Here is a 25,287-nt window from a genome sequence, read left to right as displayed (position 1 = left end):
GCGAGCCGCACCCGCCTTCGGGCTGGTGCGGCTCTGGTGTTTCCCGGACTGCTCGTTGACATCGCCAGCATGGAGCGACAGGCTAAGCAAGCGCTTAGTCAGTCTCACTCCCCGAGGATGCCATGACCGACAATCCCCCCGGACTCGACCTTGCGAAGCTCCAGGCGTACCTGGGCACCGGCCCGCTGCGGGCCGAGCTGATCCAGGGCGGCCGCTCCAACCTGACCTACCGGGTGACCGACGGCACCGAGCGCTGGGTACTGCGCCGCCCGCCGCTCGGGCATGTGCTGGCCACCGCCCACGACATGGGGCGCGAGTTCCGGGTGCTCAGCGCACTGCACGGCTCCCCGGTGCCGGTGCCGCGCCCGGTGCGGCTGACCGAGGACCCGGAGGTGATCGGCGCACCCTTCTACCTGATGGAGTTCGTCGACGGCACCGCCCACCGGGACAGCGCGGCCCTGGCCGCCCTGGGCCCGCAGCGGGTCCGCGCGCTGGCCGACCGCCTGGTCGACACCCTGGTCGACCTGCACGCCATCGACCCGGCGGACGTCGGCCTGGCCGACTTCGGGCGCCCCGAAGGCTTCCTCGCCCGCCAGGTGCGGCGCTGGGGCAAGCAGCTTGACGCCTCCCGCAGCCGCGAGGTCCCCGGCATCGACGAGCTGCGCGCCCGGCTCGCCGAGACCCTGCCCGACTCCCCCGCGCCGACCCTGGTGCACGGCGACTACCGCCTGGACAACGTACTGGTGGGTCCGGACGACCGGATCGTCGCGGTGCTCGACTGGGAGATGTCCACCCTCGGCGACCCGCTCACCGACCTCGGGCTGCTGGTGATGTACACCGAGCTGGCCGAGCAGTTCGACGGCGTCATCCCCGGGGTGGCGCTGGCTCCCGGCTTCCCCGGCAGCGCGGAACTGATCGCCCGCTATGCGGCCGGTTCCGGGCGCGAGGTCTCCTCGGTGGCCTGGTACGTGGCGTTCGCCTCCTTCAAGCTCGCCGTGGTGCTGGAGGGCATCCACTTCCGGTTCCAGCAGGGCGGCACCGTCGGAGCCGACTTCGACCGGATCGGCGACCTGGTGCCCGCCTTCGTCCAGCACGGCCTGAACGCCCTCAAGGAGCACTGAGACCCATGGACTTCGCCTTCGACTCCCGCACCGAGGCGCTGCGCGAGCAGCTCACCGCCTTCCTCACCGAGCACGTCTACCCGGCCGAGTCCCGGCTGACCGTCGAGCCGGACTGGTCGACTCCGGCCGTGATCCGCGAACTCCAGCAGGAGGCCCGCGGGCAGGGCTTGTGGAATCTGTTTCTTGTAGACAAGCACAGCCTGCCTGGCGAGCGCGGTGCGGGGCTGACCAACCTGCAGTACGCGCCGCTCGCCGAACTCACTGGCCGCAGCATCCAGTTGGCACCGGCCGCGCTCAACTGCGCGGCGCCGGACACCGGCAACATGGAGGTGCTCAACGAGTTCGGCGACGAGGCGCAGCGCAAGCAGTGGTTGGAGCCGCTGCTGAGCGGTGAGATCCGCTCGGCCTTCGCCATGACCGAGCCGGAGGTGGCCTCCTCGGACGCCACCAACATCCGCACCCTGATCACCCGGGACGGCGACGACTACGTCATCAACGGGCGCAAGTGGTACATCACGGGCGCCATGAACCCCGAGTGCAGGATCTTCATCGTGATGGGCCTGACCGACCCGGAGGCGGAGGTGCACCGTCGCCAGTCGATGATCCTGGTGCCACGGGACACACCCGGGGTCACCGTCAAGCGCGCGATGACGGTGTTCGGCTACGAGGACCGCGACCACGGCGGCCACGCCGAGGTGGTCTTCGACGACGTCCGGGTGCCGGCGGGCAATCTGATCGGCGAGCCCGGCTCCGGATTCGCCATCGCCCAGGCCCGGTTGGGGCCGGGGCGGATCCACCACTGCATGCGGGCGATCGGCGTGGCGGAGCGGGCCCTTGAGTTGATGTGCCGCCGCGTCAGCGAGCGGGTGGCGTTCGGCAAGCCGCTGGCCGCACAGGGCGTGATCCAGGACTGGATCGCCGAGTCCCGGGTGCGGATCGAGCAGGCCCGGCTGCTGGTGCTCAAGGCGGCCTGGCTGATGGACACCGTGGGCAACCGCGGTGCGCACACCGAGATCCAGGCGATCAAGATCGTGGTGCCGCAGACCGTCGAGTGGATCCTCGACAAGGCGGTCCAGGCGCACGGCGCCGCCGGTGTCAGCCAGGACACCCCGCTCGCCCAGCTCTGGGCCGGCCTGCGCACCTTGCGGCTGGCGGACGGCCCGGACGAGGTGCACCGCCGCTCGCTGGCCCGCCGCGAGCTGCGCAAGTACCAGGGCTGACCCGGGCCCAACAGCGAGCGGGGAGTACCGAGTCGGTACTCCCCGCTCAACGTTTCCGGGTTCAGGGCAGGATGACGACCCGTCCCGTGGTCTTGCCCGTCAGCACCCGCTGCACCGCGTCCGCGGCCCCGGCCAGCGGCAGCCGTTCGCTGACCAGCGGGCGGATCGCCCCGGTGGCGGCCAGTGCGGACAGCTCCTCGTGGCAGGCCCGCACCGCGGCCGGGTCCTTGGTGTTGTAGAGGCCCCAATGCAGGCCGAGCAGCGTGTAGTTCTTCACCAGTGCGTGCCCGAGCGGCGGGGTGGGGATGGTCCCGCTGGCGAACCCGACCACCACGATCCGGCCCTCGAACGCGATGCACTTGGTGGAGCCGGTGTAGGCGTCCCCGCCGACCGGGTCGAAGACCACGTCCGCGCCCCGGCCGCCGGTGAGTTCACGGACCGCCGCGACGAAGTCCTCGCTGTGCCGGTCGATCACCGCGTCGGCGCCCAACTCCTTGGCCACCGCGGCCTTCTGGGCCCCGCCGACGACCGCGATCACCCGCGCGCCGGCGGCCCGGCCCAACTGCACGGCAGCGCTGCCGACTCCGCCGGCCGCCGCGTGCACCAGCAGGGTCTCGCCGGCCCGCAGCGCGGCGCGGCGGTGCAGCGCGAACCAGGCCGTCTGGTAGCCGATGTGCAGCGCGGCCGCCTCGGCGTCGTCGAGTGCCTCAGGCGCGGGGAAGATGGCTCGCCGGTCCATCAGGGCGTACTCGGCGAAGGCCCCGCTGGGTGCCACCGGGTTGCCGATCACCGGTTCCCCGCTGGGGAGTTCGCCGCAGAGCTCGACGCCGGGGATGAACGGCAGCGGCGGCTTCACCTGGTACTGGCCCAGGCACATCAGGCCGTCCGGGAAGTTCACCGCCGCCGCCCGTACCCGGACCAGCACCTGGCCGTCGGCCGGCACCGGCTCCGGCACGTCCTCGGCCAGCCGCATCACGTCCTGCGGCAGCCCCGCTGCCGTCACCTGCCAGGCCTTCACCGCTCCTCCTCCACCACGAACTTGCGCTGCAACCGGTTCATCGCGTCCAACCAGCGGTCGGTGTCCGTCGCCCGGGCCGCGTAGTAGTCGGCGACCTCGGGGTGCGGCAGGATCAGGAACCGCTCCTCGCGGATCGCCCGCAGGGTGTCCGCCGCCACCTGCTCCGGCTCCAGGGCCGTGGCACCCATCAGCGCCTGGCCCAACTCGCCCGCCGATTCCAGGATCTGGGTGCGCACACCCTGGGGGCACAGTGCGTGCACCTTGATGCCGCGGTGCCGGTAGCTTGCGGCGAGCCACTCGGCGAAGGAGAGTGCGGCGTGCTTGCTCACCGAGTACGGGGCCGAGCCGAGCATGGTGAGCAGGCCGGCCGCCGACACGGTGGCCACGAACCGCCCGCCGCCGCGCTCCAGCCACTCGGGCAGCAGCAGTTCGGCGGCCCGGACGTGGGCCATCACATTGACCTCCCAGGCGGCGGTCCAGAGCGCCTCCGGCGCCTCCGGCCCCCCGCCGGGCGCGACGCCCGCGTTGGCGCAGTAGACGTCGATGCCGCCGAGCTCGGCCCGGGCGGCGTCGATCAGCGCGGCCACGCCGTCCCGGCTCGCCGCGTCCCCGGGCACCGCGACCGCGCCGATCCGGGCGGCGGTCGCCGCGGCGGCGGTCGCGTCCAGGTCGTTGACCACCACCGACGCGCCCTCGGCCGCGAAGGCCTCGGCGAGTGCGGCACCGATTCCGCGGCCGGCGCCGGTCACCACGCAGCGCTGACCGGTCAGAGAGGTGCTCACAGGCCGCCGCCCAGGGTCACGCCGCCGTCGATCACCAGGGTCTGGCCGGTGATCCAGGACGCCTGGTCGGAGAGCAGGAAGGCGACCGCGCCGGCGATGTCCTCCGGCACGCCGAGGCGCTTCAGCGGGTACGGCGCGGCGGCCTCGTCCTCGCGGCCGACGTAGAGCGCCTCGGCGAACTTGGTCTTCACCACGGCGGGGGCCACCGCGTTGACCCGGATGTCGGGGCCGAGTTCCCCGGCCAGCTCCATGGTGAGGCGGGAGAGGGCGGCCTTGCTCACCCCGTACATGCCGATGCCGGGCGAGGTGCGCAGGCCCGCGATCGAGGAGACGTTGACCACCGAGCCGCCGTGCTCGCCCATCCAGGCCTGGTGGGCCAGCTTGGTCCAGGCCAGCGGGCCGAGCACGTTGACGGCGAGGATCTTGGCGGCGGCGGCCGGGTCGGTGTCCAGCACGGGGCCGAAGATCGGGTTGATGCCGGTGTTGTTGACCAGCATGTCGAGCCGGCCGAACGCCTCGATGGTCCGGTCGATCGCGGCCCGCTGGTGCTCGGGGTCGTCGCTCTTGCCGGCCACCGCGATGGCGTTCTCCTCGCCGCCCAGCTCCCGCACCGCGTCGGCGAGCGGCTCGGGGTTGCGCGCGGTGATGCAGACCTTGGCACCCCGGTCGACCAGCTCCCGGGCGATGCCGAGGCCGATGCCCCGGCTCGCTCCGGTGACCAGGGCCACCTGTCCCTTGAACGTCAGCGTCATGGGTCGACCTCGCTTCGAAAACTGGACCTGCACCTGGACTCGTTGTGACTCAGCGCCTGCCCGAATACCCGCCGTTCGGGGGTGACTAAGCGCTTGCTTAGCATGTTGTCCACAGGTCACACTGTCAACACCGCACCCCGGCCCGATCATGCAAGGATGTCGGCCATGACCACCGAGCAGCCTTTCGCCGATAACTGGCCTGGAGAGCGCCCTGAGGCCGCGCGGCGGCTGCTGGGCGCCGCCGTCGAATCCTTCGCCTCCCGCGGCTTCCACGCCACCACCACGCGGGACATCGCCACCGGCGCCGGGATGAGCCCGGCCGCGCTCTACATCCACTACCCGTCCAAGGCCGCCCTGCTCGCCGAGATCAGCCGCGAGGGCCACAGCGCCACGCTGGCGCTGGTCGAGGCGGCCGTGGCGAAGAGTGACCAGCCGCGCGAGCAGATGCGCCTGCTGGTCGAGGACTTCACCGCCTGGCACGCCCGCGGCCACACGGTCGGGCGGATCGTCAACTACGAGCTGCGCGCGCTGCCGGAGGAGGACTTCGCGGTCGTCGCCGAGCTGCGCCGCCGGATCGAGGACACCGTCAAGCAGGTGATCGAGGACGGCATCGCGGCCGGCGTCTTCACCGACACCCACACCCGCACCGCCGCCCGCGCCATCACCGGCCTCGGGATCGACGTGGCCCGCTGGTACAACGAGCGCAGCACCGAGACCCCGGAGCAGCTCGGCATCCGCTACGGCGAGCTGGTGCTGCGGATGCTCGGCGCGGTCTGACGCCGGGGGCGGCTCCCCGGCCGGGCGCCGGCCTGCTCAGATGCCGGCCTTCAGCGTGTTGTCCAGGTGCGGCCCGAGGTAGCCCAGGTAGACCAGCCCGCTCCGGGCGGTGTCGTCATGGAAGTGCAGTCTGGGTGCCTTGCTGTTGCCCGCGCCGATCCGCAGGTGGGCGCCCATGAAGACCTCGCCGGCCGGGTCGACCCCGGTCGGCACCGGGAAGGTCCGCTGCCGCCGCCAGACCGGCCGACCGGCGGTCTGCGCCGACTCGTCCCGCACCACCTTCCCGGGCGGGAACCGGTGCCCGCCCGGCGGGGGTTGGCGGCACCAGTGCAGGAAGTCCCGCCAGGCGGCGCCGGAGCGCCGGGCCGCCGCGTAGTCCTGCAGCGCCAGCAGCGCGTCCCAGGCGGTCGCCGCCCAGTCCTCGCCGAGCGCCTGGGCGTCCAGGCCGACGGTGATCCGCCGGTTCCCGGTGAACCGCAGTTCCGGCAGCTCGCCGAGCCGCTCCAGCAGCGCCGCGAAACCTCTCGGCCCGGCCGGCTCGGCATCGGGTGCGCGATAGGCCTCGGCCGCCTCCCCGAGCCCCGCGAGGTGCTGCTGGAGATGCCGCAACCAGCCCTCGGTGCGCCGCAGTTCATCGGCGCGCTCGGCGAGCTCCACGGCCAGCCCGAGTGCGTACTCCTCCTGGTCCCGCAGCTCCAGGCGCAGTTGGCCGATCTCCGCGCGCCGGGCCGCCTCCTCGTGCCCGGCCTCCTCCAGCAGTGCGGTCAACACCTCGCGGTCGGCGCGGAGTTGGTCCAACTCGTTGCCGGCGGTCGGGGCCGGGGCCGAAGGCTGGGGAGGGTGCGCAGCGCGGGCAGGGCGGCCAGTTCGGCGGGCAGCGGGGCGCGGGCCGCCAGCCGCCTGGGCAGCCGGGCCACGACGGCGGCGGTGTGGGCCGGGTCGGGGTGGCGGCCGTGCGGGTGCACGGCGGGGTGGCGGTAGCCGTCCACCGGGGAGGCCGGGTCGAGGCCGGGCAGATAGGTCCGCACACCGCCGCCGGCGATCCGATGGTGCGGCAGCGCCCGGTTGAACGCGGGGACGGCCTCGGCCGTCAGCCGGTAGAGCACGGCCAGGCCCACCAGCGGCTGCCACAAAGGCAGTTGGGCGACCGCTTCCGGCTCCCCGGTGTCCAGTACTCCGGCGTCCACCACGATGGGCAGGCGCCGCTCGGAGTGGCACAGCTCCGCGACCACCCGCTCGACCTCGGCGGCCGTCACCGGCGCGGGCCCGGGGCGGACGGTGGACGGCCCGTCGTGCGCGGCCAGTTCGGTGAGCAGCGCGGCGGCGAGCTCCGTCGGGTCGTCTGCGCCGGAGTTCGCCGCCGGACCCGGCAGGTGCTCGACCTCCAGGCAGATCCAGGGAGCCGCGCCGTGCTCCCGGGAGCGCAGCACCACGGTGGTCTGCCGCAGGCCGGCACCCGCCGCGGTGGACTCGCGCAACCGCCAGCGGCTGTAGGCGCCCTCGCGCCCGGCCGCCGAGTCGGCGTCCAGCAGCACCCCGGGAGCCAGCACGGTACGACCGGGGCCGAGCGCCGCGCTGTCGTAGCCGCGCTGCTCGCCGAGCCAGCGGCGCAGCAGTTCGTCGGTGCGGGCCCCGGTGTCGACGTAGTCGTACCCGCTGGCGACGATCATCCGAAAGGTGCCGCTCTCCACTGGTCCGCCTGTCTGCCGAGCCGAACCCGCCTGTCCGCTGCCTGGTTGCCCACTGCGCCGCCGCAGTCGATCCGACGGTGCGTCAGCCAGTCTCGCAGCGGCCCAGCCGGCCCCACCAGCCCCGGCCGACCGATGGCCGGGACTACGTGCCGACGCTCCCCTCGCTCACCGCGGGCCCGCGAACCCTGGGCGCGAGCCCGCGGCAGCGTGACGGCGTCACTTCGGCAGGGTGCAGCCCGCCAGCGTCAGGTCCAGCTTGTTGCCGGGCGCGAAGCACGCGGGGATCTCGTAGGTCTCCTCGGCGTAGTTGGTGCCCTGGTGCACCGTGACCTTGCCGTTGGCGTCGACCTCGCAGGGGTTGTCGACGGTGCAGCGCTCGCCGTTCTCGTTGCCGGTGTTGTTGACGGCGACCACAAGGCCGGTGTTGGTGTCGATCACCGGTGAGCCGGAGGTCCCGCCGATGGTGTTGCAGCTGGAGGTGTAGCGGACCGAGTCCTTCCAGGTCCAGCTGCCCTCCTTCAACTCGTAGACGAAGCCGCTGATGTTGCAGCTGTAGGTGGCCTGCCAGTAGCCGGAGACCACCTCGATCGGGGTGCCGGCCGTCGGGTGGTTCGCCGATATGGTCAACGGGCTGATGCCGTACTGCTGTTGGATGTCGTCGTAGCTCTCGGGGAGCTGATAGATCGTCACATCCGTGTTGGTCATGGTCGAGTAGACCACGCTGCTCGCCTGGAGGTCGCCGATCGGGTTGCCGGAGTCGTCGAGCAGGGTGAAGTCGCGGTTGGACGGCTGGTTGGTGATCACCTGACCGGGGTTCGGCATGCCGGACTCCAGGCAGTGCCCGTTGGTCATCACCAGGGCCGGGTCCGCACCTTGGGAGTTGGGCATCCTGACGATCGAACCGGAGCAGTCGTCGAGCGCCACGGTGCCGGCGAAGGTGACGTTCGCGGCATGCGGGGCATGATGGGTGGTGGAAGCGTGAGCGGTCAGCGCGCGGGCAGGTGCGGGGGCGGCCTGCGCGGGGGCCGAGACGGCCAGCGTGCCGGCGCTGGCGAGCAGGGTCACGGCCAGCGCGCCGCTGAGGGGCAGCTTCATGTGCGGGCTCCTCTGAGGTGTGGGGGTCCCGCAAATTTGTCCTGCGCATGACTACATGTCAAGAGTTCCTGCGAGAAAGCTGGGAACGCACTGGTAGCAACCCGCCTCGGCAATGCGGCGCGAACCCTCGTCAGCGCAGCCCGGACTTGGACTCCATGATCCGCTTGACGATCTCCTCGGGGCGGGACGGCCGGCCGAAGTACCAGCCCTGGGCCCGGTCGCAGCCCATCGAGCGCAGCCGCTCCGCATGGTCGGCGTTCTCCACGCCCTCCGCGGTGACGGTCAGGCCCAGGGTGTGGGCCAGCGACACCAGGCCGCCGACGATCCGCCAGCCCAGCACCTGCTCACGCCTGCTCTCCTTGAGGTCGCTGACGAACGAGCCGGCGATCTTCAGGCTGGCGACCGGCAGGTCCCGCAGGTAGGCGAGGTTCGACCAGCCCGTCCCGAAGTCGTCGATGGCCAGCGAAACCCCCATGTCCACAAGCGAGTTGAGAGCCCGGAGGGAGTCGTCCTCGGGGCCCATCACGGCGCTCTCGGTGATCTCCAGCTGCAGCCGCTTCGGGTCGAGGCCGGTGGACCGCAGCACCCGGTCGATGTCCGCGACCAGCCCGGCGTTGCGGAGCTGTCGGACCGCCAGGTTGACGTTGAGATGCGGCGCCCGGTCGCCGAACCGCTCCACCCAGTCGGCCGCTTGGCCGCAGGCCTGCTCCAGCACCCAGCGGCCGAGCGGCATGATCAGACCGGTCTCCTCGGCGGTGCCGATGAACTCGTCAGGCCCCAGCACGCCCAACTGCGGGTGCCGCCAACGGACCAGCGCCTCCACCGAGGAGAGCGAGCCGTCCTCCAGCCGGCAGAGCGGCTGGTAGTCGATGAAGAACTCGCCGCGGTCCAGCGCCACCGGCATCCGCACCGAAACGGCGTAGCGGCTGACCGAACGGGCGTTGCGCTGCGGGTCGAAGAGCGTCCAGCGGCCGCGGCCCTCCTCCTTGGCGCGGTAGAGGGTCAGGTCGGCGGCCCGGACCGCGGCCAGCGGAGTGGTCGCCGCCACCGGCCGCTCCAGCACGCCGACGCTGGCGCCGACGGCCAGCCGGTGCCCGTCGATCGGCACCGGCTTGGACAGCGCGGCCAGCACCGTCTTCGCCGCGGCCACCGCCTCCTGCTCGCCCCGGCAGTTCTCCAGCAGCACCACGAACTCGTCGCCGCCGAGCCGCGCCACCAGATGCCCGAGCGGACGCAGCGCGGACTCCAGCCGCAGCGCCACGGCGGCCAGCAGCTGGTCGCCCATCTCGTGGCCCAGGCTGTCGTTGACCACCTTGAAGCCGTCCAGGTCCACGTAGCAGAGCCCGAACCGGGCGCCGGGCTCCGGCGAGTCGAAGACCGCCTCCAGCCGCTCGAAGAACGCCGAGCGGTTGGGCAGCCCGGTCAGCGGGTCGTGGTTCGCCTGGTGGCGCAGCCGCTCCTGGAGCCGGTAGCGGTCGGTGACGTCCTCCATCATCGCGACCTGGTAGACCGGCTCGCCGTTGTCGTCACGGATCAGGGAGTTGGTCAGGTGGGTCCAGACCACCTCGCCGCCCTGGCGGTAGTACGGCTTGTCGAAGGAGATGTGCTCGCGCTTGCCGCTGACCATCTCCTCGTAGGCCTCCCAGACGCCCGGGCTGTCCTCGGGGTGCACCAGGTCGGTCACCCGGCGCCCCTGCAGCTCCTCCGCGCTCACCTTGAAGATGTCCTGCATCGCCTTGTTGACCGCCAGGATGTTGCCCGCGACGTCGGCGATGCCGATGCCGATCGCCGCCGACTCGAAGAGCGCCCGGAACCGGGCCTCCGACTCGCGCAGCGCCCGCTCGGCCTCCCGGCGGGCAGTGTCGGCGGCGAAGCGGATCGCCTCCTGCTCCTGGAGGGTGCGCTCGCGCAGCGCGCCCGCCCAGCCGGCGGCGAACGCGCCGGCCAGCTCGGCGAGCACCGGCTGCCCGGGCTCGCCCGCGTGCAGCAGGCCGATCGCCCGGGCCAGCAGGTCGGGGTCGGTGAACTGGGCCTCGACCAGCGCGGCGCCGGCCTCGGCGGCCGGCCCGGGGTCGAGCAGCGGGGCGGCCTGCGCCTCGTGCAGCAGCGCGGTGGTGCGGGTGACCAGGCGGTGCAGCGCCTCGGGGTGCATGGCCGCGCCCTGGCTGCTGCGCAGCAGGCGGGCCCACTCCTCGGAGTCGGGCACGCCTGGGTCGGCGGCGTCCGCGGGCACGGCGGGGTCGGCGGGGTCGGCGGGGTCGGCGGGGTCGGCGGGGTCGGCGGGGTCGGCGGGCACGCTGCCGGGCGGTGCGTCCGTCGCGGGCGGGTTCGCAGCGGGCACGGCCGTCGCGGGCACGCCCGTCGCGGGTGTCGCCACGCGTGCGTCCGCAGCGGGCACGCCCGTCTCGCGGGCGTCCGTCTCGGGCAGGTCCGTCCCTGGCAGGTCCGGCGAAGCAGGGCTGGTCACGGCAGCAGCCCAACGCCGACCAGGCCGACCATCCGCTCCGGGTTCTCGCCGACCTCGGCGGGCTCGTCCGGGCGCCACTGCGGCAGGTAGACCACCCCGGGCTCGACCAGCCGGAAGCCGTCGAAGAGGCCGCTGATCCGCTCCTCCGAACGCATCGTCATCGGCGTCGCGGTGCGGTCGTAGAGGGCCTGGTGGGTCTCCGCCTGGTCCGGGCGGCCCTCCAGCGAGGCGTGGCAGACGGCCATCGCGCTGCCGGCCGGGAGCGCGTCGCGCAGGGTGCGCACGATGCGCTCCGGCTCCTGCTCGTCGGTGACGAAGTGCAGCACGGCGATCAGCAGCAGCGCGACGGGCTCGCCCGGCGCCAGCAGGTCGGCCACCTCGGGCCGGGCCAGCAGGTCGGCGGGGTCGGTCAGGTCGGCTTCCACCACGGTGGAAAGCTTGTCGCCCTCCAGCAGCAGCCTGCTGTGCGCGACCGCCACCGGGTCGTTGTCCACGTAGACCACTCGGCTGTCCGGTTGGATCGCCCGGGCCACCTCGTGCACCGCGCCGAAGGTGGGGATGCCGGAGCCGATGTCCAGGAAGCGGGTGAAGCCCTGTTCGGCCAGGTAGGTGACCGCGCGGCGGAGGAAGGCCCGGTTGGCCCGCATGATCAACGGCAGGTCGGGCCACATCTCGATCGCCTTGCGTGCCATCTCACGGTCGGCCGCGAAGTTGTGCGAACCACCCAGGTAGTAGTCGTACACACGGGCCGCTGCCGGACGGTCCAGGTCCATACCCTCGGGCACCCACGATGGTCGCCGCATCAGGGACCCCTTCCGACACATGTTTAGACAAGAGGCACAAAGATCATCCTATCGACGCCGATGGCGCCGCAACCGGCCCGGCGCGCGGTAGGGGGATGAGGGCGGCCGACGCCCCTGAAGCTATCAGGGCCGTCGGCCGATCTTCGCACCGCCCGCTGGCTACTCGACGGTGACCGACTTGGCCAGGTTGCGCGGCTTGTCCACGTCCCGGGCCAGCGCCACCGCGGCGTGGTAGGCGAACAGCTGCAGCGGGATGTTCAGCAGCAGCGGGTCCAGCTCGGGCTCGTTCTTGGGCACCAGCAGGGTGTGGTTGGCGAACTTGGCGTCGGGCGCGGTGTGCGCGACGGCCAGCACCCGGCCGGCCCGGGCCCGGATCTCGCCCAGCGTGGTCAGGTTCTTGTCCAGCAGCTCGTCGTCCGGGACCAGTGCCACGGTGGGCAGTTCGGGGCTGATCAGGGCGAGCGGGCCGTGCTTCAGCTCGGAGGCCGGGTAGGCCTCGGCGTGCACGTAGCTGATCTCCTTCAGCTTCTGCGCACCCTCCCGGGCCACCGGGTAGCCGCGCACCCGGCCGATGAACATCATGCCGTCGCACTCCGCGTACTCGGCGGCCAGCTCGGCGATCTCCTGCTCCTGCGCCAGCACCTGGCGGATCTGCTCGGGCAGCGCCTTGAGACCGTCGACGATCCGGCGGCCGTCGGCGGGCGACAGGTCGTTGATCCGGCCGAAGTGCAGGGCGAGCAGCGCGAACGCGATCACGGTGGAGGTGAACGCCTTGGTCGAGGCCACCGAGATCTCCGGGCCCGCGTGCAGGTAGACGCCGCCGTCCACGGCCCGGGCGATCGCACTGCCGACCGTGTTGACCACGCCGAGCACCCGGCCGCCCTTGCGCTTGACCTCCTGCACGGCGGCCAGCGTGTCGTAGGTCTCGCCGGACTGGCTGACCGCGATGTAGAGGGTGTCCCGCTCGATCACCGGGTTGCGGTAGCGGAACTCCGAGGCCGGCTCCGAGTCGGCGGGGATCCGGGCCAGCTCCTCGATCAGCTGGGCGCCCATCTGGCCCGCGTAGTAGGCCGAGCCGCAGCCGATGATCTTGACGCGGCGGATGTCGCGCAGCTCGCGCGCGTCCATGTTGAGCCCGCCCAGGTGGGCGGTGGCGAACCGCTCGTCCAGCCGGCCGCTCAGGGTGCGCTCGACGGCGGCGGGCTGCTCGTGGATCTCCTTGATCAGGAAGTGCGCGTGCCCGGCGGTGTCGAAGGAGTCGATCTCCCAGTCCACGGTGGACGGTTGGCGGGTGGTCGGGCGGGCGTCCTCGGTGAAGGTGCGGAAGCCGTCGGCGCGGACCACGGCCAGCTCGCCGTCCTCCAGGTGCACCACCTGGCGGGTGTAGCGGACCAGGGCGGCCACGTCGGAGGCGACGAACATCTCCTTCTCGCCGACACCCAGCACGATCGGGCTGCCGTTGCGGGCCACCACCACGCGGTCGGGCTGCTCGGCGTCCAGCACCGCGATGCCGTAGGTGCCGACCACCAGGGCGAGCGCGGCGCGGACCGCGTCCTCCAGGTCGGCGCCCTCACCGCTGTGCGCGGCGACCAGGTGGACCAGCACCTCGGTGTCGGTCTCCGAGGCGAAGACCGCGCCGTCGGCGATCAGCTTGGCGCGCAGCTGGTCGGCGTTCTCGATGATGCCGTTGTGCACCACCGCGAACCGGCCGGCGTTGTCCAGGTGCGGGTGGGCGTTGGCGTCGCTGGGCTCGCCGTGGGTGGCCCAGCGGGTGTGGCCGATGCCGGTGCCGCCCTTGAACCGGGCCGGGATGGCGGCCGCCAGGTCGGCCACCCGGCCCTTGGTCTTGCGCACCTTCAGGCCGGTGCCCTTGCCGGTGACCGCGACACCGGCGGAGTCGTAGCCGCGGTACTCCAGCCGTTGCAGGCCTTCGAGCAGGAAGGGGGTGGCGTCCTTGGGACCGATGTAGGCGACGATTCCGCACATGGTGAGGGCTGGCTCCTGACGTGGGTGGAGGGACGGACGGACTACCTGACTCTGCTGCGTCGTGCTGTGCGCGGCCGACGGTGCCGGGCCGTGCTCAGCCGTAGACGATGCGCCGCAGCTGGCGTGCCGACAGCTCCGGTGCGACGACCCGACGGCCGGGCAGCTCCTCGGTGATCCGGCTGAAGATCTGCTCGTTGGTCAGCCCGCGGGCCTGCAACTCGGCGTGCCGCCGCCGCACGAAGTCCGCGGTCGTCTCGGAGAAGTACGCGAGCACCTCGGCCACCACGTGGGCGGCGTCCCGGGGCCCAAGTGCACTGGTCCGGGTGAGGTGGGCGAGCAGATCCGCGTACGGCGCTGGAGGAGGAGAGCTGGACACGGACAGTGAGCCTAGGTGGCCGATCCGAGAAAACCAAGAATCCTGCCCGATATCGGGCAGGATCCATTCGTTCAGACCTACTGGCTGAGGTGGCGAGCATGACCGAGCCGCACATCCGGGCCGCCGGGCCCGGTGATCGGGCCGTGATTGCGCGGATCCTCGCCGACTCCTGGGGCAGCACGGTGATCGTGGTGCACGGCGACCGGTACGACGCGCTGGAGCTGCCGGCCCTGCTGGCCGAGCGCGACGGCGAACCGGCCGGCCTGCTCACCTACCGGCTGTCGGCGGACGGCCTGGAGGTGGTCTCGCTCGACGCCCTGCACCGCGGCGGCGGCACGGGCAGCGCACTGCTGGCCGCCGCGATCGAGGCGGCCGGCCGCGCGGGCGCGGCCCGGCTCTGGCTGGTCACCACCAACGACAACCTGGACGCACTGCGCTTCTACCAGCGCCGTGGCCTGCGGATCACCGCCGTCAACCCGGGTGCGGTGGACCGGGCGCGCACCGTCAAACCGGCCATCCCGCTGGTCGGTGAGTACGGAATCCCGCTGCACGACAAGCTGGTGCTGGAGCTGCGGCTCCCTCAGAGCGCGGACTCATAGGCCTCCAGCCGATCGGCCAGCTCCACCGGGTGCCCGAGCATCGGGCAGTGGTCGCCCGGCATCTCGTCAGGCGTGATGCCCAGGCGCTCCCGCACCACCCGGCGCATGAAGTCGACCGGGAGGAACCGGTCGTCGCGCGCCAGCAGGACCCTGGTCGGCACGGCCGGCCAGGCCGCCAGTGGCCAGGGCTTCTGGAACGGTGTCGCCGACTGCTCGCGGCCCCGGCGCAGCAGCTCGGCGGCCACCTCCGGCGGTGTGTCGTGCAGGAAGAGCGCCGTGGTGTCGTCCGGATCCCAGTCGCCGCGCTCATCCTCGGCCTGCCGGGCCGCCGCGTGGCCGGTGTCGGCCCACCACTCCCCCGGCGTCTCGCCCGGCGCCGGCACCAGCGCCTGCAGCATCACCAGCAGGCGCACCGGCAGCCGGTCGCACACCAGCGGCGCGGTGAACCCGCCGAACGAGTGCGCCACCAGCACCAGTTCACGCCGGTCACCGACCGCCCGCACCACGGTGTCGGCGTACTCGGCGAGCCCCGCCTCGTCGTCCTCGCAGGGCAGATCGACGGCCACCACCTGCCGGCCGCGCCGGCGCAGTTCGTCCGCCAGCAGGTGCCAGGACCAGGGACCCGCGCCGGCACCGGGGATCAGTACATAAGTCGTCATGGTCAGCCGACCTCCCTCAACGATCTTCCGCTTCGTGACCCTAGTCGGCTACTCTGACACTCATGTTCGCCTCCGAACCGCACTGACAGACCGTCAGGCCGCTTGCTCCGCCAAGCGCCAGACGGTGATCTGTCGTGCCCGCGCGCGATCCGGCGACCGCCGATCGCGCTGTGTATTCGGAGAATCCCCATGTCCAGTGCGTCCTATCGTGCTGTCTTCGCGCTGCCCCGAGCGCGCGCCCTCTTCCTCACCGGCCTGCCGGCCCGGCTCTGCTACGGGCTGCTGAGCATCCCCATGCTGCTCGCGGTTCGGGCCGGCACCGGTTCCTATGCGGTGGCCGGTACCGCCGTCGGCCTGGCCGGGCTGGCCACCGCCCTGCTCGGGCCGCTCCGCGCCCGCCTGGTCGAACGCCGGCCGGGAGCGCTGCGGCCGATGGCCGGCTGCTATGCGCTGCTGCTACTCCTGTTGGCCGCCGTCTGCACCGAGCGGCAGCCGACCGCGCTGGTCGTGGCCGTCGCGGTGCTGGCCGGCGCCTGCCCGCCGCCGGTCGGGCCGCTGCTGCGCACGGCCTGGGGCCGACTCGCGGCCGACGAGGCGCAGCGGCAGTCGATGCTCAGCCTCGACACCGCCACCGAGTCGACGGTCTTCGCTCTCGGGCCGGTGCTCGCCGGGGTGTTGATCGCGGTGTCATCCGCGGCAACCGTGCTGGTGGTGTGCGCGGTGCTGGCGCTGGTGGGCTTCGGATTGCTGCCGGGCGCGTTGCGGGCGGTGCCCGGCCACGTCGAGGTGCGGCCGGGCAGGCAGCGAACTCCTTTGCTGGCAGCGGGATTTGTGCCGCTTCTCGGTCTGGTGCTGGCGGTGGCGGCGGCCCTGTCGCTGATGGAGGTGGCGATGCTGGCCGCCTGGGGCACGGTCACCACCGGGGTGCTCACCACGCTCTTCTCGATCGGCGGCGTGATCGGCGGGCTGCTGTACGGACGCCTCGGCCTGCCCGGCGAGTTGACCCGCCGCCCGCTGCTGCTGGTCGCCGCCGCCACCGCCTGCTACGCCCTCCCCGCACTGCTGCGCGGGAGCCCGGCCGCCGCACTGGGGCTGCTGCTCGCCGGGGGTGTCACGGACGTGCTGCTGATCACCGCCTACCAGCTGGTCGAGTTGCTGGTCCCCACCGGTTCCCGGACCGAGGCGGGCGCCTGGGTCAACACGGCCTACAACCTGGGTGCCGCCGCCGGCGCCTCGCTCGGCGGCCTCCTGGTCGACCGCGCCGGCCCGCTCGGCGCCCTGGCCGCACCCGCCGCACTGCTCGTCGTCGCCGTCCTCGCCACGGCCCCGGCCGTACTGCGGCGCCGCCGTACGGAGAGGAACGCAACGGCCTAACCGCCCGCCGGGGCCGACGCCCGCACCACCACCGCGCAGCTGACACCCGCACCACCACCGGGCTGACGCCCCGCTGCCCCCACCACCGGCGCCAGCGGCTTCGCCGCGGCGCCGAGCGGCGGGGCGGTGAGGCGGTGAGGCGGCGGGGGTAGCGGGGTGGCAGGCTGGCGGGGGCGAGAGATCGGGTGACCGGGAGAGCAGATGGCCAAACCCCCGGAGCTCGGGCGCTCACGCTGCTCCGGCGCCAACCCACCCCACCACCGGGAGAACCGGCGGCCGGGCTCCCGGCTGCCGGCCACCCACCCGCCATCACCGCTCACCCGGCTCCAGCACCGCCCCACCCCCACCCCGCGCCGCTTGACCTTGACGCTGGTGGCAGGGTTGGAGCATCAGCCCCATGAACACGGACACCACCCCAGCCCGCACCGTCCTCGTCACCGGCGCCGGTACCGGCATCGGCCGCGCCACCGCCCGCGCGTTCGCCGCCGAGGGAGCCCATGTGCTCGCGGTCGGCCGGCGGCCGGAGCCGCTGGCCGAGACCGCTGCCGGGCACCCGCTGATCACGCCGCTGGCCGCCGACATCACGGCGGACGGCGCGCCCGAGCAGATCGTGCGGGCGGCAGTGGAGTTGGCGGGTGGGCTGGACGTGGTCGTCAACAACGCCGGGATCGTGCGCGGCGGCGGGCTCGGCTCGCTTGACGCGGCGCTGATCCACAGCCAGCTGGCGACCAACCTGACCGCGCCCATCCTGCTCACCCAAGCCGCGCTCCCCGCAGTGGAGTTGGGAGGCGGCGGTGTGGTGGTCAACGTCAGCACCTCGGTGGGTCAGCGGGCTTGGCCGGCCCGCAGCTCGGTCTACGCGGCCGGCAAGTCGGCGCTGGAACTGCTGACTCGCAGCTGGGCGGTGGAGCTGGCGCCGCGCGGGATCCGGGTGGTCGCGGTCGCCCCGGGCGGCATCGAGACGCCGATCGGCGAGCACCAGGGGCTGACCGCCGAACAGCAGGAGGCGGTGCGGGAGTGGCAGCTGGCGCACACGCCGCTGGGGCGGATCGGGCGGCCCGAGGAGGTGGCCTGGGCGATCACGGCGCTGGCCGATCCGCGGGCGTCCTTCGTCACGGGCGTGGTGCTCCCGGTCGACGGCGGTGCGGTGGTGGCGTGACAAGCGGTGTGGCGTGATAGGCAGTAGCCATCGGTGCGGGTGAACGACGGGGCGGTGCGGGGTGCGGATCGGCGAGCTGGCGAGGGCGACCGGCACCACGGCACGCGCCCTGCGCCACTACGAGCAGGCCGGATTGATCCGCTCCGAACGGGCCGGCAACGGCTACCGCGACTACGACGGGCAGACCGCGACCAGGGTGCGGAACATCCGTCATCTCCTGGACGCCGGGCTCACGTTGGAGGACGTGAGTGCCTTCGCCGCTTGCCTCGACGGCGACTTGGCCGCCGGCACCCCCAGCGACCGCGGCCGCCGGATCGCCCTGGACCGCCTGGCCGTCCTCGACCAGCGCATCGCCCGCCAACTCGCCGCCCGCAACCGCCTGGCCGCCGCCCTGGGCCTGCGCGAGTCCACCCCGGACACCGCGAACTGAGCACCACCAAAAACGCACTGAACTGCTAATCCCCACCCGAGAGTTGTGCCGCGAAGTCCGCCACGAAGGCCGTGATCAGGCGAGCGAACGCGACCCGGTCAGCGTCCGGCCAGTCCTCCATCGCCCGCGCGAAGACCTGTCGGCGCCGCCGGTGCACCAGGTCCAACTGGCGCTGCCCCTCCCCGGACAGGGTGAGTAGGGTACGCCGGGCGTCGGCCGGGTCGACTTCACGATCCACCAGCCCGTCCGCCACCGCGCGCTGCACCAGTCGGCTGGCGCGCGGCTGGTCGACGGCGAGGCTGACCGCCACATCCGTCACCGAGCAGGCCCGGGCGCACCCCTCGATCACATCGAGCACCCCGAACAGCGTGGGGTCGATGGGCCGTTCACCCTCCGGTGGTGACTGCCGGGCCAGCGACCGGCGGGTCTGACTGCGGCGGATCGCCACCATGGCCCGCTCGACCGCGGCCACGGCCTCGTCCTGCTCCGATTGCTTGCTCTTCGACATGCATGCTAGGTTACATTCATTGTAAAAATACATGCATCAGGGGGAGCCACCATCATGACCACCACCGACACCGCCACCACCGCACACTCGCTGCCCAACGTCCGCGAGCAGCGCCCGCTCGGCTACTGGCTGCGCCACATCGACGGCGCGATCGACGCGAGCTTCCGCGCCCTGCTCGCCGAGCAGGGCCTGAACCGGCGCTCGTGGCAGGTGCTCAACACCATCGCCTGCGGCCCGCTCACCATGGCCGAGGTCGACGAGACCATGGCGGCGTTCCTCGGCTCCGCCGAGCCGACCATGCGGCCCCATGTCGACGCCTTCGCCGAGCGCGGCTGGGTGCTGACCGACGAGGGCGGGCAGATCACCCTCACGGAGGCGGGCACGGCGGCGCACCGGCGCGCCGATGCGGCGACCGGGCGGCAGCGGGCCGAGATGATGTCCTGCCTGTCGGCCGAGGAGTTCACGCAGCTGATGACGCTGCTGCAGCGCTTGGCCGGCCACCTCGACGAGTTGGCCGCGAAGGACTGAGGGCAGGGGCCTGCCCCCGCGGAGTGGGTGGCCTCCGCGGGGGCAGGTCGGGGGCCGGCTCAGGAGGTGCTGGGCCGGGTGCCGCGGCGCAGCAGGCGGCGCCGGGCGGGTTGGTTGGGCACCCAGCCGAAGGCCACGATGCTGCCGGCCAGGCCGAGCAGCAGGCCGATGAAGAACCCGCCCAGGTTGGATGTGATCCAACTGGCCAGGGTGAGCAGCACCGACAGGATCGAGTAGAAGACCCGCTGACCCGGACTGAAGATCAGCAGCACGCCGCACAGGACCATCACGGACGGCACCGCGAGGCCGGCCAGGCCCTGCATGCCGATGTGCATGATCACCGGCAGCGGCATCTTCTCGGTGAAGAGGATCTCGGCCCCGCCGAGGAGGACCAGCAACCCGCCCCAGAACGGGCGGGCGCCGCGCCACTCCTTGAAGGTGCGCCGCTGCTTGCTCGTCGGCACCTCGGCCCAGCTCCGCTCGCCCTCGGGGGCGGCGGGGCCGCCGACCGGTGCGGGCCCGTCGGCCGTGCTCGCGGCAACCGCCGCCCCGCCCGCCGAGGCGGGGCGGGGAACGGTGGCCTCCGATGCCGCGGCGGCCTGCGGGTCCGCACCGGTTCCGCCCGGCGCGGCGGTCGGCGGCGCCGCGATCCAGGCGGTCTCCTCGGATCCCCGAGCCTCCCCTGCACCCAGGATCGGCTCAGGAGCCTCCTCGGCGGTCGGTCTCGGCTCGGGTGTCGGTGTCTGCTCGGCCATTCGTCAGCAGCCCGTGTCGCTGAAGCTGAGGTGCAGGTTGGGCAGCTTGAAGGTGGCGGCGGTGGTGGCGTAGTTGTCCTGCCGCAGGTGGTTGATGGTCACCGAGTCCGCTTGCTGGCCGAAGACGCCCTCCGGGCCTTGGACGCCGGCCTTGTCGAAGGTGCTGGCGTCGCGGCCGACCTCGATGTTGTTGAACGAGGCGTCGCCGGAGAGCAGGTCGGAGTCGGTGGTCAGGCCGTCCGCGGTCACCGGTGTGCCGTTGTCGCCCGCGGTGATCTTCAGGTTGGTGCCGCCGAGGTTGACGCTCTGGCACAGGTTGGTCAGCGAGGCGGACTTGATCGCGGAGACCGCGACGATCACCTGGCCGCCGGTGTTACCGGCGTTCGGGCTGTTGGGGATCATGTTGTCCAGGCCGCCGAACTGCTCGAACCCGTTGCCCTGCAACTGGTCGGCGGTGACGGTGAAGGCCATGCCGGAGATGGCGAACTGGGCGCCGATGACGCCCTGCGCGGTCAGCGCCATCAGCACTCCACCCGCCAGGCAGGCGGGGATCCCCAGCAGGGCGGCTCGCTTCAAACGAACTCGGCCTCGACCGGATGCCGGGCTGGTTGGCTCTGCGGATTCGGGGGTCGGCTCGACGGACTCGGCCATGGCTGCTCCAGGGAGTTGGTGAAGGACCTGTGATGGACAGCGCGCGTTGCCCTGGCGCGGACAGCGCTCCCACCGTGTGATCAACCACCCTCCCTGGCAGAGGAATTGATGATCAATCAGGCGGTAAGACAGCTGCCGAGAAGTTACCTCGGGGTAAGCAGAGGGTCAAGAGTCCGTGCAGGGTAGCAGCGGTCGCCGCCAGCCGACGCCGGCCGCCTGTGCTGCGGCCACCTGCTCGGCCGCCTCCTCGGGACCGAGGAACGGAGCCATTGCCGCGAACGACAACGTCGGTAGCAGATCCGGGAGTTCGTCCTGTCGACCGGTCGCGATGTAGCGGTAGACGGTCGAGTAGGCGCCGCCGACCACGCTGTCCACCAGCAGCTCGCGCGAGATCCCGGCCGGCACCAGCGGGCAGCCGGAGAACAACCGCCTTAGCCGCACCCGCAGTTGCTCCCGTGCCAGCCGTCCAGCCGGCCCCACGGCTTCGATCTCCACCACCGCCATGGTGGCGAACGCAGGCACCTCGGCGAGGATCGCCAGCATCACCCGCAGCGCGGCGTGCACACCGGCACACCAGTCCAGCTGGGCCGCGAAGGCCTCCTCCATGCGCCGGATCACCACCGCGCAGCCATGCCGGTGAGCAGCCAGGAAGGCCTCCTCCTTGCCGCTGAACTGCTCGTAGAAGACCGGCCTGGTCACCCCGGCGGCCTGGCAGATGTCGCTCACCCGGGCCCCGGCGTAGCCGCAGGCGGCCACCGTGTGGACCACCCCGTCCAGCAGCCGCTCGCGCTGGGTGGCGGCGACCACCTCGGGCGGCACCCGGCTCGGTCCACGTCGGATCGAGCGGGCCGGATCCCGACCACTGCGAACTCCCGGAAGGATCAAGTCCCCTGATGTAACGTCTAGTTCAAGATTCTTCCGCAACTTCCGCTCCATCCCTTGACGCTGGCGTGGACCAGGTTTAAAACCTTCCCAGGTTTCCAATCGAGCCAGGGCTTCAACTAGCAAGATCTGCCTGTGAGTTGGCGGTCGAATAGCCGATGACACAGTATGGCGCAGGAAGTGCCGAAAAGCGGTGGCAGCCGCCGAACCCGATGACCGAAACCTCATCCCCCGGCTGAGTGGTCGGACCCCCGTGGCGCCGGGACGGTCCGGCTGCCGCGCCGGCCCACCCGCCGTGCCCGAGGAGCGCTGCCATGCCCCGCACCGAACTGCCGCACTCCGCACCGCACCAGCTCCGCAAACCCCACCCGACGCGCCGGCGGCTCGCCGCCGTGGTGGCGGGGCTCTCGGCCGCCCTGCTGGCCGCCACCGTCACCCCGGCCGAGGCCGCGACCCCCGGCGGCATCTACTCCGGCATGGGCAACTGCCCGATCAGCGCGCCGGCGATGCAGGACCCGAGCAACCTGCAGGTCGGCTGCGTGGTCGCGGTGACCAACGCCGGAAGCTTCACCATCGGCAGCACCACGGTGCCGCTCACCTCGCCGATCAAGCTGCAGTTCGGAGCGTACTGGGACAAGTCCGCTCCCCAGGTCAACTTCCCCGACGGCAGCACCGCCAACCAGTACACGACCGTGGCCCCGACCGGCGCCCCGCTGATGACCGCCCAGGCGGCCCAGATCACCATCCCGGGGATCATCAACTTCCTGCCGGGCATCACCAGCATCTTCGCCCAGGTCGAACCGGCGGGCCCGATAACGAACTTCACCCCGCTGGCAACCGGTGAGTCGTACCCGGTGTTCAAGATGCCGATCAAGCTGCACCTCTCCAACCTGCTCTTCGGCGACGACTGCTACATCGGCTCCAACAGCTCGCCGATCGTGCTCTCCCCCACCACCGGCACCACCGCACCGCCGGCCCCGGCCACGCCGATGACCGGCAACCCCGGCACACTGGCGCTGAACAGCGACCCCAACGGCTACAGCGCCTTCGAAGCCTCGTTCACCAATGCCGAGTTGGTGGACAACACCTTCAGCGTGCCGGGCGCCAGCGGCTGCGGACTGGGCGGCAGCCTGGACTGGATCATCGACCTGGCGATGGGGCTGCCCGCCGGCGCCGGCAAGGGTTCGGTGACCTTCGACCAGACCGACACCTCACTGGCCCTGGACACCAGTGTGTCCGACCTGTCGTCGGCGCTCAACGCGTCCGCGGCCCACTGAGACCACTCCCCCACACAGAAACACCACCCCCACCCAGAAATTGAGGTAACCCTCGTGCGAAACCACCTGGTTCTCGGCGGCGTGGCCCTGGCGGCCGCCGCCGTCACGGCCCTGACCGCGATCCCCGCCTCGGCGGCCGGTCCGGTGCTGACCTACGGCAGCCTGGGCGGCAGCGCGGTCGCCGTCGGCGACACCATGACCGCCTCGCTGCTCTCCGGCACCAACGCGACCCTCTACTCCACCACCGCGGGCGGTACCGGCCTGCAGTGTGCCAGCTCCACCTTCTCCGGCACGGTCGGCAGCAACCCGACCGCGCCCGGCACGGCCTCCGGCTCGCTCACCGGCTTCACCCTCGGCAGCTGCAAGGTGGTGAACACCCCGGGCGTCACCGGTGTGAAGAGCCTGACCCTCAGCCACCTGCCGTACAACGACAGCATGAGTGACTCCAGCGGCCTCCCCAACACCGTCTCCGCCGGCTCGTCCGGCCCGATCGGGGCGACCGTGGTGCTCAACACCCTGCTGGGCACGGTGACCTGCACCTACCAGGCGGCCGGCAACTTGTCCTCGAACGGCAACAACTCCAACTCCTCGCTCACCTTCAGCAACCAGCAGTTCAACAAGCTGACCGGCCCGAGCGCGTGTTTCTCGACGGCCTACTTCAGCGGCGTCTACGGACCGTTCGTGGACTCCAGCCAGGCCGGCAGCCCATCGATCTTCGTCAACTGACGATCGATCGCGGGTGATCCACACGGCGCCGCCGCCCTTCCTGCTCTGCGGTCAGGAAGGGCGGCGGCGCCCACGTGTCAGCTCAGACGTGCGGCACCAGCGTGAAGTAGCGCTCCAGCAGGGCCTTGTCGCCGCTGACCGCCAACTCCTCGGCGGGGCTGCGCCCCCACAGGTGGAGCAGCAAGTCGCTTGCTGTGCCTGCGAGTTCCGCCTCAGCCTCGCCCGCCGGACGAGCCAGCCGCACCTCGTTGCCGGTGAACTCCACCGACCAGCTCTCCGGGCCGTCGGTGCGCCGGAACCGGTAGCGCTCACCGGCCCCGGGCGGGGCCTGCTTCATCATCCGGCGGGCCGGCGCCATCACCTCGAAGTTCTGCGTGATCGCGTCGGTGGCGATGTCGGCCGCGATCGGGCCGCCCGGCTCGCCCAACGCCCGTTCCGCGTCCCAGCGGTGAAGCGACAGCTCGATGCACTGCACGCGCAGCCAGAAGGCGACGGTCCGGTCGTTGCCGTACGTCCACACCTCGGTGTCCAGCGGCGTGGTGGCGAACACCTCGGCCAACTCGGCCGCCCCTGCGGCGAACCAGTCGGCCAGGCCCGGCGCCACCGGACCGCGGAACGGCTGCTCGGCCGGATCCGGGGACGGCCACCCGACGGCGTCGGCCGGGATGTGGGCGGCGCGCTGGTCAGGCTGGGGCGGCACGGCCGACCGCTCGGTGATCACCTGGCTCACCAAGCGGTGCACCGCACCTAGGTGGAGCACCAGGTCGGCGGCCGACCAATCGGGGCAGGACGGCACCAGAGGCGCCGCCTCGGCCTCGGCCGACCGACGGATCGCTTGCTCGAAGGCCGCGCTCTCGCGGCGGAAGTGGCTGATCTGATCCATGCCTTCACTCTGCTGACCGATCGTCAGGTTGAGCAAACTTTGCGCACCCCGCAATCTTGCGTGACGAGCATTCTTGCGTTCCTCGCAAGAATCGTTAGAGTGGTGCCATGACGACGGATCCCGCCGCCGGCACCCCGAGCGGGCTGCGCGAGCGCAAGAAGCAGGCCACTCGTGATGCGCTGAGCTGGGCCGCCCTGCGGCTCGCCGTCGAGCGCGGCCTGGAGAACGTGCGGGTCGAGGAGATCGCCACGGCGGCCGGGGTGTCGCCGCGGACCTTCAACAACTACTTCTCCAGCAAGTACGAGGCGATCCTCTTCCGCCACCTGGACCGCACCCGGCAGGCCGCCGCCGCCCTGCGCGAGCGCCCGGCCGACGAGCCGCTCTGGGCGGCGATCACCGAGGCCGTGCTGGCGCCGTACGGTCCGCCGGACCAGGAGCCGGGCCCCGAGTGGACCGCCGGTGTCCGCCGGATGCTGGCCGAGCCCGCCCTGCAGGGCGAGTTCGCCAGGGTCGCGGTCACCGCGCGGGCCGAGCTCGCCCGGGCGATCGCCGAGCGCACCGGCACCGACGCCGACCGGGACCTCTACCCGAGCCTGACGGCGTCCGCCGTGCTCACCGCCCAGCAGGCGGCCGGCGACCAGTGGTTGCGCTGCGACCCGCCGGTGCCGATCACGGCGCTGCTGCGCGAGGCACTGGCGCTGCTCGCGGCCGGCTTGCCCGATCCGTCGTCATCCACACTGATCTGACGAAGCGTCAGCAATTCCCTGG

The 25,287-nt window shown here is 72.2% G+C and carries 27 protein-coding genes; 11 read left to right on the top strand and 16 right to left on the bottom strand.

All coding sequences use genetic code 11. The features are described from left to right. Positions 1-122 precede the first annotated feature (122 nt). Complete coding sequence (locus E6W39_RS33005) at positions 123-1,121, top strand: phosphotransferase family protein (RefSeq protein ID WP_141636609.1); 999 nt, start codon at positions 123-125, stop codon at positions 1,119-1,121. A gap of 5 nt (positions 1,122-1,126) precedes the next feature. Continuing rightward, complete coding sequence (locus E6W39_RS33000) at positions 1,127-2,341, top strand: acyl-CoA dehydrogenase family protein (RefSeq protein ID WP_141636608.1); 1,215 nt, start codon at positions 1,127-1,129, stop codon at positions 2,339-2,341. A 61-nt stretch (positions 2,342-2,402) separates the two neighbouring features. Here the strand turns inward: E6W39_RS33000 and E6W39_RS32995 are convergent, their stop codons facing one another. From E6W39_RS32995 to E6W39_RS32985, 3 genes are read right to left on the bottom strand one after another with little or no spacing between them, the layout of a single operon-like run. After that, complete coding sequence (locus E6W39_RS32995) at positions 2,403-3,359, bottom strand: NADPH:quinone oxidoreductase family protein (protein ID WP_141636607.1); 957 nt, start codon at positions 3,357-3,359, stop codon at positions 2,403-2,405. Beyond that, the gene (locus tag E6W39_RS32990) at positions 3,356-4,141 is read right to left on the bottom strand and encodes an SDR family NAD(P)-dependent oxidoreductase (RefSeq protein WP_228718460.1); all 786 of its coding nucleotides are present in this window, start codon (positions 4,139-4,141) and stop codon (positions 3,356-3,358) included. The genes E6W39_RS32995 and E6W39_RS32990 overlap by 4 nt, the downstream gene beginning before the upstream one ends. Next, the gene (locus E6W39_RS32985) at positions 4,138-4,893 is read right to left on the bottom strand and encodes an SDR family oxidoreductase (RefSeq protein ID WP_101379531.1); all 756 of its coding nucleotides are present in this window, start codon (positions 4,891-4,893) and stop codon (positions 4,138-4,140) included. Before E6W39_RS32985 ends, E6W39_RS32990 begins: the two co-directional genes overlap by 4 nt. Before the next feature lie 165 nt (positions 4,894-5,058). On the opposite strand from E6W39_RS32985, the gene E6W39_RS32980 reads away from it, so the two are divergent. Beyond that, entirely contained in the window at positions 5,059-5,670 is a 612-nt protein-coding gene (locus E6W39_RS32980; RefSeq protein ID WP_141636606.1) for a TetR/AcrR family transcriptional regulator, read from the top strand. A 36-nt stretch (positions 5,671-5,706) separates the two neighbouring features. Here the strand turns inward: E6W39_RS32980 and E6W39_RS43210 are convergent, their stop codons facing one another. From E6W39_RS43210 to E6W39_RS32940, 7 genes are all read right to left on the bottom strand, one after another. Then, positions 5,707-6,468 carry a hypothetical protein gene (locus tag E6W39_RS43210; protein WP_141636605.1) on the bottom strand — a complete coding sequence of 254 codons (762 nt, stop codon included), beginning with the start codon at positions 6,466-6,468 and terminating at the stop codon, positions 5,707-5,709. Continuing rightward, positions 6,435-7,340, bottom strand: a complete 906-nt coding sequence (locus tag E6W39_RS32970; RefSeq protein ID WP_220140295.1) for a hypothetical protein — start codon at positions 7,338-7,340, stop codon at positions 6,435-6,437. The genes E6W39_RS43210 and E6W39_RS32970 overlap by 34 nt, the downstream gene beginning before the upstream one ends. Positions 7,341-7,577: 237 nt before the next feature. Next, entirely contained in the window at positions 7,578-8,456 is an 879-nt protein-coding gene (locus tag E6W39_RS32965) for a S1 family peptidase (RefSeq protein WP_141636603.1), read from the bottom strand. A 130-nt stretch (positions 8,457-8,586) separates the two neighbouring features. After that, complete coding sequence (locus E6W39_RS32960) at positions 8,587-10,923, bottom strand: putative bifunctional diguanylate cyclase/phosphodiesterase (protein ID WP_228718459.1); 2,337 nt, start codon at positions 10,921-10,923, stop codon at positions 8,587-8,589. Continuing rightward, positions 10,920-11,726 (bottom strand): SAM-dependent methyltransferase, encoded by an 807-nt coding sequence (locus tag E6W39_RS32950; RefSeq protein WP_141636601.1) that lies wholly within the window; start codon positions 11,724-11,726, stop codon positions 10,920-10,922. The genes E6W39_RS32960 and E6W39_RS32950 overlap by 4 nt, the downstream gene beginning before the upstream one ends. A 159-nt stretch (positions 11,727-11,885) precedes the next feature. Next, the gene (glmS, locus tag E6W39_RS32945; RefSeq protein ID WP_141636600.1) at positions 11,886-13,712 is read right to left on the bottom strand and encodes a glutamine--fructose-6-phosphate transaminase (isomerizing); all 1,827 of its coding nucleotides are present in this window, start codon (positions 13,710-13,712) and stop codon (positions 11,886-11,888) included. Positions 13,713-13,806: 94 nt separating this feature from the next. Further along, on the bottom strand, positions 13,807-14,088 hold the full coding sequence (locus tag E6W39_RS32940; protein WP_141636599.1) for a hypothetical protein: 282 nt from the start codon (positions 14,086-14,088) through the stop codon (positions 13,807-13,809). A 98-nt stretch (positions 14,089-14,186) separates the two neighbouring features. Between E6W39_RS32940 and E6W39_RS32935 the strand changes: the two genes are divergently transcribed. Continuing rightward, positions 14,187-14,687 carry a GNAT family N-acetyltransferase gene (locus E6W39_RS32935; RefSeq protein ID WP_141636598.1) on the top strand — a complete coding sequence of 167 codons (501 nt, stop codon included), beginning with the start codon at positions 14,187-14,189 and terminating at the stop codon, positions 14,685-14,687. Here E6W39_RS32935 and E6W39_RS32930 read toward each other — a convergent pair. Next, positions 14,669-15,346, bottom strand: coding sequence for an alpha/beta fold hydrolase (locus E6W39_RS32930; protein ID WP_141636597.1), 678 nt, complete (start codon positions 15,344-15,346; stop codon positions 14,669-14,671). The two genes, E6W39_RS32935 and E6W39_RS32930, sit on opposite strands and share 19 nt — an antisense overlap. Before the next feature lie 189 nt (positions 15,347-15,535). Between E6W39_RS32930 and E6W39_RS32925 the strand changes: the two genes are divergently transcribed. The 3 genes from E6W39_RS32925 (at position 15,536) to E6W39_RS32915 (ending at position 18,309) form a co-directional block, all read left to right on the top strand. Further along, positions 15,536-16,720 (top strand): MFS transporter, encoded by a 1,185-nt coding sequence (locus E6W39_RS32925; RefSeq protein WP_141636596.1) that lies wholly within the window; start codon positions 15,536-15,538, stop codon positions 16,718-16,720. 397 nt (positions 16,721-17,117) lie between these two features. Further along, positions 17,118-17,879, top strand: a complete 762-nt coding sequence (locus tag E6W39_RS32920) for an SDR family NAD(P)-dependent oxidoreductase (RefSeq protein ID WP_181799553.1) — start codon at positions 17,118-17,120, stop codon at positions 17,877-17,879. Between the two features lie 61 nt (positions 17,880-17,940). Next, positions 17,941-18,309 (top strand): MerR family transcriptional regulator, encoded by a 369-nt coding sequence (locus E6W39_RS32915; protein WP_141636594.1) that lies wholly within the window; start codon positions 17,941-17,943, stop codon positions 18,307-18,309. 25 nt (positions 18,310-18,334) lie between these two features. Here E6W39_RS32915 and E6W39_RS32910 read toward each other — a convergent pair whose 3' ends face one another. Continuing rightward, positions 18,335-18,817: a MarR family winged helix-turn-helix transcriptional regulator gene (locus E6W39_RS32910; RefSeq protein ID WP_141636593.1), complete on the bottom strand. Its 483-nt coding sequence runs from the start codon at positions 18,815-18,817 to the stop codon at positions 18,335-18,337. A gap of 54 nt (positions 18,818-18,871) precedes the next feature. Here E6W39_RS32910 and E6W39_RS32905 point away from each other — a divergent pair, with 54 nt between their 5' ends. Then, positions 18,872-19,345 carry a MarR family winged helix-turn-helix transcriptional regulator gene (locus E6W39_RS32905; protein WP_141636592.1) on the top strand — a complete coding sequence of 158 codons (474 nt, stop codon included), beginning with the start codon at positions 18,872-18,874 and terminating at the stop codon, positions 19,343-19,345. Positions 19,346-19,404: 59 nt separating this feature from the next. On the opposite strand, the gene E6W39_RS43775 is transcribed toward E6W39_RS32905, so the two are convergent. From E6W39_RS43775 to E6W39_RS32890, 3 genes are all read right to left on the bottom strand, one after another. After that, positions 19,405-20,100: a DUF6114 domain-containing protein gene (locus E6W39_RS43775; RefSeq protein WP_220140294.1), complete on the bottom strand. Its 696-nt coding sequence runs from the start codon at positions 20,098-20,100 to the stop codon at positions 19,405-19,407. Positions 20,101-20,103: 3 nt separating this feature from the next. Then, positions 20,104-20,751: a DUF6230 family protein gene (locus E6W39_RS32895; RefSeq protein ID WP_141636591.1), complete on the bottom strand. Its 648-nt coding sequence runs from the start codon at positions 20,749-20,751 to the stop codon at positions 20,104-20,106. 165 nt (positions 20,752-20,916) lie between these two features. Further along, positions 20,917-21,570: a TetR/AcrR family transcriptional regulator gene (locus tag E6W39_RS32890; RefSeq protein WP_228718458.1), complete on the bottom strand. Its 654-nt coding sequence runs from the start codon at positions 21,568-21,570 to the stop codon at positions 20,917-20,919. A 377-nt stretch (positions 21,571-21,947) separates the two neighbouring features. Between E6W39_RS32890 and E6W39_RS32885 the strand changes: the two genes are divergently transcribed. Both E6W39_RS32885 and E6W39_RS32880 read left to right on the top strand, forming a co-directional pair. Beyond that, positions 21,948-22,910: a hypothetical protein gene (locus E6W39_RS32885; RefSeq protein ID WP_220140293.1), complete on the top strand. Its 963-nt coding sequence runs from the start codon at positions 21,948-21,950 to the stop codon at positions 22,908-22,910. Positions 22,911-22,964: 54 nt separating this feature from the next. After that, entirely contained in the window at positions 22,965-23,636 is a 672-nt protein-coding gene (locus E6W39_RS32880; RefSeq protein WP_141636589.1) for a Tat pathway signal sequence domain protein, read from the top strand. Positions 23,637-23,718: 82 nt separating this feature from the next. Here the strand turns inward: E6W39_RS32880 and E6W39_RS32875 are convergent, their stop codons facing one another. Next, positions 23,719-24,519, bottom strand: a complete 801-nt coding sequence (locus E6W39_RS32875; RefSeq protein WP_141636588.1) for a maleylpyruvate isomerase family mycothiol-dependent enzyme — start codon at positions 24,517-24,519, stop codon at positions 23,719-23,721. A gap of 107 nt (positions 24,520-24,626) precedes the next feature. Here E6W39_RS32875 and E6W39_RS32870 point away from each other — a divergent pair, with 107 nt between their 5' ends. Further along, positions 24,627-25,265 carry a TetR/AcrR family transcriptional regulator gene (locus E6W39_RS32870; RefSeq protein ID WP_141636587.1) on the top strand — a complete coding sequence of 213 codons (639 nt, stop codon included), beginning with the start codon at positions 24,627-24,629 and terminating at the stop codon, positions 25,263-25,265. The last annotated feature ends 22 nt before the right edge of the window (positions 25,266-25,287 follow it).

Source organism: Kitasatospora acidiphila (genome assembly GCF_006636205.1).
Taxonomy (GTDB): Bacteria; Actinomycetota; Actinomycetes; order Streptomycetales; family Streptomycetaceae; genus Kitasatospora; species Kitasatospora acidiphila.
Note: the sequence above shows the minus strand (reverse complement) of the source record. Positions and strands in the feature narration are given on the sequence as shown.

What these genes read in the sequence shown, in the direction of transcription:
- E6W39_RS33005 (WP_141636609.1), top strand. Translation starts at nt 123, where the DNA reads ATGACCGACAATCCCCCCGGACTCGACCTTGCGAAGCTCCAGGCGTAC.
- E6W39_RS33000 (WP_141636608.1), top strand. Translation starts at nt 1,127, where the DNA reads ATGGACTTCGCCTTCGACTCCCGCACCGAGGCGCTGCGCGAGCAGCTC.
- E6W39_RS32985 (WP_101379531.1), bottom strand. Translation starts at nt 4,893, where the DNA reads ATGACGCTGACGTTCAAGGGACAGGTGGCCCTGGTCACCGGAGCGAGC.
- E6W39_RS32980 (WP_141636606.1), top strand. Translation starts at nt 5,059, where the DNA reads ATGACCACCGAGCAGCCTTTCGCCGATAACTGGCCTGGAGAGCGCCCT.
- E6W39_RS32970 (WP_220140295.1), bottom strand. Translation starts at nt 7,340, where the DNA reads ATGATCGTCGCCAGCGGGTACGACTACGTCGACACCGGGGCCCGCACC.
- E6W39_RS32965 (WP_141636603.1), bottom strand. Translation starts at nt 8,456, where the DNA reads ATGAAGCTGCCCCTCAGCGGCGCGCTGGCCGTGACCCTGCTCGCCAGC.
- E6W39_RS32950 (WP_141636601.1), bottom strand. Translation starts at nt 11,726, where the DNA reads ATGCGGCGACCATCGTGGGTGCCCGAGGGTATGGACCTGGACCGTCCG.
- glmS (WP_141636600.1), bottom strand. Translation starts at nt 13,712, where the DNA reads ATGTGCGGAATCGTCGCCTACATCGGTCCCAAGGACGCCACCCCCTTC.
- E6W39_RS32935 (WP_141636598.1), top strand. Translation starts at nt 14,187, where the DNA reads ATGACCGAGCCGCACATCCGGGCCGCCGGGCCCGGTGATCGGGCCGTG.
- E6W39_RS32930 (WP_141636597.1), bottom strand. Translation starts at nt 15,346, where the DNA reads ATGACGACTTATGTACTGATCCCCGGTGCCGGCGCGGGTCCCTGGTCC.
- E6W39_RS32925 (WP_141636596.1), top strand. Translation starts at nt 15,536, where the DNA reads ATGTCCAGTGCGTCCTATCGTGCTGTCTTCGCGCTGCCCCGAGCGCGC.
- E6W39_RS32920 (WP_181799553.1), top strand. Translation starts at nt 17,118, where the DNA reads ATGAACACGGACACCACCCCAGCCCGCACCGTCCTCGTCACCGGCGCC.
- E6W39_RS32910 (WP_141636593.1), bottom strand. Translation starts at nt 18,817, where the DNA reads ATGTCGAAGAGCAAGCAATCGGAGCAGGACGAGGCCGTGGCCGCGGTC.
- E6W39_RS32905 (WP_141636592.1), top strand. Translation starts at nt 18,872, where the DNA reads ATGACCACCACCGACACCGCCACCACCGCACACTCGCTGCCCAACGTC.
- E6W39_RS43775 (WP_220140294.1), bottom strand. Translation starts at nt 20,100, where the DNA reads ATGGCCGAGCAGACACCGACACCCGAGCCGAGACCGACCGCCGAGGAG.
- E6W39_RS32895 (WP_141636591.1), bottom strand. Translation starts at nt 20,751, where the DNA reads ATGGCCGAGTCCGTCGAGCCGACCCCCGAATCCGCAGAGCCAACCAGC.
- E6W39_RS32885 (WP_220140293.1), top strand. Translation starts at nt 21,948, where the DNA reads ATGCCCCGCACCGAACTGCCGCACTCCGCACCGCACCAGCTCCGCAAA.
- E6W39_RS32875 (WP_141636588.1), bottom strand. Translation starts at nt 24,519, where the DNA reads ATGGATCAGATCAGCCACTTCCGCCGCGAGAGCGCGGCCTTCGAGCAA.
- E6W39_RS32870 (WP_141636587.1), top strand. Translation starts at nt 24,627, where the DNA reads ATGACGACGGATCCCGCCGCCGGCACCCCGAGCGGGCTGCGCGAGCGC.